Genomic DNA, 5172 nt, shown 5'->3' on the forward strand with positions numbered 1-5172 from the left:
CTGCGGAAACCCCGCCCGCCGGCACGGATGCCGGCGCGACCGGCCCCGCCACGGAAGCCCCCCTGCCGCCGCTGCTGATACGCCACCTCGCCGTCACCGGCGGCAGCATCGCCCTTCGCGAGCGCGAAGCGGCCGCCGATGCCCCGCCCGTCGCCATCGAAGGCATAGACCTGCGGGCCGATGGACTCGCCTCCGATCCTGAAGCGGGCGCCGCCACCTACCAGCTGGGCGCTCGCCTGCCCGGCGGCGGCAGCCTGCAGGCGGACGGCGAACTCGCCCTCACCGGCCGCAGCAGCCAGGGCCGCATCCAGATCGACGAGGCCCGGCTGGAAGGCTGGTGGCCGCTGCTGGCGCGGCAACTGGATCTGGCGCCGCCGCAGGGCCGCCTCGCCGTTGGCGGTAACTACCGAGCCGGCATGGCGGCGGACGGCTTCGAACTGGTGATCGAAGCGCTCACGCTCGCTGCCGACGACCTGCGCCTCGCCCGCGCCGGCAGCCAGGACAAAGACGCGCCCATGCTGGCGCTGCGCCGCGCCGAGATCGGCGGCGGCAGCTTCACCCTGGGCGAGCGCCGCCTGCGCCTGGAGGGCCTGCGGCTGGCGGACGGCGAGCTCAGCATCACCGTCGATGCCGAAGGCAGGCTGGACTGGGCCAGCCTGCAGCGCGGCCCGCACACGCCGCCAGCCGCCGACGAGGCGCCCTGGCACATCGAGCTGCCGGCAGCGCGGCTGGAGAACATCGCCCTGCATTACCGCGAACAGGCGGATGCCCGCCGCCGGCTGGACGTCGCCCGGCTGGACGCCGGCGGCAACATCACCGTCGCCACCGGCGACGCGGGCCTGCGGGTGGACGCGCTGGATGCCACCTTACAGCGCCCCCGCTTCGCCGGCGGCGACGCCAGCCCCCTCATGGTGGAACGCATCCACCTCGCCGGCGCCAGCGTGGACACCGCCAGGCGCGCCCTCACCGCCCGCGAACTGGCGCTGTCCGGCAGCCGGCTGGACCTCGCCATCGAACCGGATGGCACCGTCTTCATCCCCGGCGGGCTGGTGCCGCAAGCCGCCCGTGAGGGCAAGCCGGCGCAGCCGGCCCAGGGCCGGCAGGCAGATGTCGGCCAACCCTGGTCCTACGCCCTTGAACGGGTAAGCGCCGATGGCCTGGACCTCGGCTTCCACGACAAGCGCACCAGCACCCCGCTGCAGCTGCGGGTGCAGGGCGGCGTGCAGCTCACCCATGTCGCCAGCGGCCAGGCCGGCCCCCTGGGCGTGGACGTGAAGCTGGAGGTGGCCGGCGGCGGCCGCCTGCAGATGCAGGGCGAGGCCGCGCAGGATGCCAGCCGGCTGCAGGGCCGGCTGCGCCTGGAGGCGGTGGAACTCGCCCCCGCCCGCGCCCTGGTGGAGCGCTACACCACGCTGAAACTGCTGGCCGGCAAGCTCGGCGGCGACCTGCAGATCCGCTATGCCCGCGACGGCCAGCCGCGCCTGCGCGCCGAGGGCGAGGCGCGGCTGGACGGCATCCGCTTCGACGTCGCCGAAAGCGGCGAGCCGCTGTTCTCCGCCCGCAGCATCACCACCCGCGGCAGCCTGCAGCTGGCGCCGGACCGGCTGGCGCTGGCCACCAGCGTCATGGACCGGCCCAACGCCCGTCTCATCGTGGACCGCGACCGCCAGCTCAACCTCGGCAAGATCCTGCGCCAGCGCGACAACCCGGCGGCGGACGGCGGCGCCCAGGCGGTCACCCGGAACACCGCCCGCAAAGCGGCGGCCAAGGTGGCCGAGGACGCGCCGGACCTCTTCCCGCTGCGGGTGGACCGCATCGAACTGCGCAACGCCACGGTGGACTTCGCCGACCAGAGCCTGATCCTGCCCTTCTCCGCCCAGGCGCAAGGGCTCAACGGCCAGGTGCAGGGGGTGGACAACGCCGCCGGCAGCGAAGCGGTGATCGACGCCCGCGGCGCCATTCCACCGTACGGCGAGGTGCGGGTCGAAGGCCGGCTGCGGCCCTTCGCCCTCAACGAACTCACCGACGTCGCGGTGCGCTTCGACAACGTCGAGATGTCCCAGCTCTCCCCCTACAGCGCCACCTTCGCCGGCCGCACCATCGCCCGCGGCCGGCTGTGGCTGGACGTGCGCTACCGGGTGCTCGACTGGCAGCTGGACGGCAACAACGCCGTCACCCTGGAAGACTTCACCCTGGGCGAGCGGGTGGACGCGCCCAATGCCATGGACCTGCCGCTGGAACTCGCCCTCGCCTTGCTCAAGGATCCGCAAGGCCGCGTCCACCTCGAAGTGCCGGTTCGCGGCAACGTCGGCGACGCCCGCTTCGAGTATGGCCAGCTGGTGCGAGACGCCATCGGCAACGTGCTCAAGCGCGCCGTCACCGCCCCCTTCCGCCTGCTCGCCCGCCTGGTCGGTCGCGGCGAGGACGACAGCCTGCAGGCGGTCGCCTTCGACGCCGGCAGCGAGCGCCTGTCGCCGGTGGAGCAAGAGAAACTGCAGCAGCTCGCCGGCGCGCTGGCGCAGCGGCCCCAGCTCAAGCTGCGCATCCGCGGCACCTACCTCGCCGCCGACGATGGCGCCGCCCTGCGCCTGCAGGCCACCCGCCGCGAGGTCGCTACCGCCGCCGGCCAGTCTCCTGGCAGCGGACCGGTGAACCAGCTGGACTTCGGCGACAGCGCCATCCGCGGCGCCGTCGCCAGCCGCTTCGAAGCCACCGCCGGCGCCCAGGCGCTGGCCGCCTTCCGCGACGAGTTCGCCCGCAGCCCCCAGGCCGGCAACGAAACCGCCCTGCACCGCGAACTGTTCAACCGCCTGCTGCAGCACCAGGGCGTGGCGGACGAGGCGCTGCAAGTGCTGGCCGAGCATCGCGGCAAAGCAGTACATGACTACCTCGCCGCCCACGGCGTGGCCGGCGAGCGGCTGGAAACGAAGCCGGCCGGCGCAGCCGAAGGACGAAAGGCTGCACCGCAAGCGGAGCTGGAAGTGGAAGTCGAGCGCTGAGGGCAAGGGCGCGCGGCCGGACCCGCGGCAGGCGAATGCGGCCCGAGGCAGACCCGGGCGGGTGCGATGAACCTGCCCGCTCTCGCCGCTGCGCAGGTGGAAAAACACAGCGCAGTTTCTCCCGCCGGACCACCCGGTGACCGGCAAGCGCAAGGCCAGGAGCGGAAGCGGGACCAGCGAGAAGGCGGTCCGATCGCTGGCCGCCAGCGCCCTTGCACGGACGCCTCACCCCAGCCTCACCCAAACGAAGAGGGCGCTTGTTGCGATGGCCGCCAGGCGCTTCCCGGCTGCACCGCATGGGAGAGAACTCGCCGGGCGCTTCCAGCGTGACCGCCCTGGGTGCCGGCAGCGTCCGCGACGCGGCGGCCGCGACTGCGCTGCGGGGGCAGCCCGCTCCGCTCGCCGCGAGACGATCCGTCCTGACCGCCTGAAACCCCCTTGACTTCAAGTCGACTTGAAATGGCAGGCTGTGCGCTTCGCACGCTTGAGGAGGCTGGCATGAGCAGCAGTGAGGACATCAGGGAGGAACAGGAGCGGCTTTGGAACGGGCCCGCAGGCCGGGCCTGGGTGGAGGCGCAGGCGGTGCTGGATCGCCTCTTCCAGCCGTTCGAAGCGCTGCTGGCCGGCATCGTTGCAGAAGGTTCCAGCACGCGGGTGCTGGACGTGGGCTGCGGCACCGGGGCGCTGACGCTGGCGCTGGCGAGACGCCTGGCCGCACCCGGGCGCAGCACTGGCATCGATCTCTCCCGGCCGATGATAGAAGCCGCACGGGGCCGGGCAACCCGCGCGGTGTCGCCGGCCGCCTTCATTCTTGCGGATGCCCAGCGCCACGCCTTCGAGCCGGGCAGCTTCGACCACTTCGTCTCCCGCTTCGGCGTCATGTTCTTCGACCAGCCGGCGCAGGCCTTCGCCAACCTGCGTGCTGCGGCAAGGCCGGGGGCGACGCTGGAGTTCGTGGCCTGGCGCAGCCCGGCCGAGAACCCTTTCATGACGACCGCCGAGGCCGCGGCGGCACCGCTGCTGCCGGCGCTGCCGCCGCGCCACGCGGGCGGGCCGGGGCAGTTCGCCTTTGCCGATGCGGGCCGGGTGCGGCGCATCCTGGACGAGAGCGGCTGGCGGGAGGCAGCGCTGCAGCCGCTGGACGTGGACTGCCGCATGCCGGAGGCGGATCTGCTGCATTACCTGAGCTGGCTGGGGCCGGTGGGCCAGGCGCTGCAGCGTAGCGACGCGCACACGCGGACCCGGGTGCTGGCGGTGCTGCGCCAGGCTTTCCAGCCCTATGTGCGGGACGGCGAAGTGCGCTTCACCGCTGCTTGCTGGCGGGTGAGCGCCACGGCGCCCTGAGCGCAGTCGAGCCGGGGCGGCCACCGGCGCCGCTGGCCGCGCGCCACGATGGACGGCTGCGGCCGGCGCTCGCTACCGGACCCGACGCCAGACTCAAGGCCGGCGCTTCGCCAGTACGGCCAGCAGTCCTGCGGCCAGCAGCGCCATACCGGCAAGCATGCCCGCGTCGCTCTGCTGCGCCCGCGCCACCTCGGCGCCGAAGCGCCCCCGGGCGCCCTGCCGCCCCGGCGCCGGCCGCATCAGGTTGCCATCGCGTAGCCAGGCGTGCGCCCCGCCCCCGGCATCCTCCAGCTGTCCTTCCCAGGCGTCCCGCTCCATCTTGCGGTCGAGGAAGCCGGGCAGCAGCCGGGTGCCGACGATGGCGAGCGCCGCCGGCAGACCGACCCAGTGTTCGCGCCGGCGGCTGTGCGCGGCGCGATAGATGGCGCGGGCGGCCCGTTCCGGCGCAAACACCCGGCCCACCGGGCGCGGCCGCCCCGGCATGCGGTTGCGGCCCCAGTCGAACTGCGGCGTGTCGAAGGCGGAGAGCTGCACCATGGTGAGATGCACATCGCAATCGTCGTGGTACAGCTCGGTACGCAACGCATCGGTGAAGCCACGCAGCGCGGCCTTGGCGGCGCAGTAGGCGGACTGCAGCGGGATGGAACGGTAGGCCAGCGCCGAGCCGATCTGCACCACGGTGCCGCGGTTGCGCGGGCGCATGCGGCGCAGCGCCGCCTGGGTGCCCCACACCGCGCCCAGGTAGCTCACCTCGGTGACGCGGCGGAAATCCTCCGCCTGCATGCGGGCGACGTCGGCATAGACGGTGACCATGGCGTTGTTCACCCAC

3 protein-coding genes are annotated in these 5172 nt (G+C 73.4%); 2 read left to right on the forward strand and 1 reads right to left on the reverse strand.

Features of this window, described 5'->3' with window-relative positions; translation table 11 throughout:
• Together GRF61_RS23260 and GRF61_RS23265 are read left to right on the forward strand one after the other, a co-directional pair.
• A partial coding sequence (locus GRF61_RS23260) for a DUF748 domain-containing protein (RefSeq protein WP_169152993.1) occupies positions 1–2999 on the forward strand: 2999 nt, incomplete at its 5' end.
• Positions 3000–3497: 498 nt separating this feature from the next.
• Positions 3498–4343, forward strand: coding sequence for a class I SAM-dependent methyltransferase (locus tag GRF61_RS23265; RefSeq protein ID WP_169152994.1), 846 nt, complete (start codon positions 3498–3500; stop codon positions 4341–4343).
• A 93-nt stretch (positions 4344–4436) separates the two neighbouring features.
• On the opposite strand, the gene GRF61_RS23270 is transcribed toward GRF61_RS23265, so the two are convergent.
• Positions 4437–5172 (reverse strand): SDR family oxidoreductase (locus GRF61_RS23270; protein ID WP_169152995.1); only part of this gene is annotated, 736 nt, incomplete at its 5' end.

This window comes from Azoarcus sp. TTM-91, assembly GCF_012911025.1.
Taxonomy (GTDB): domain Bacteria; phylum Pseudomonadota; class Gammaproteobacteria; order Burkholderiales; family Rhodocyclaceae; genus Azoarcus.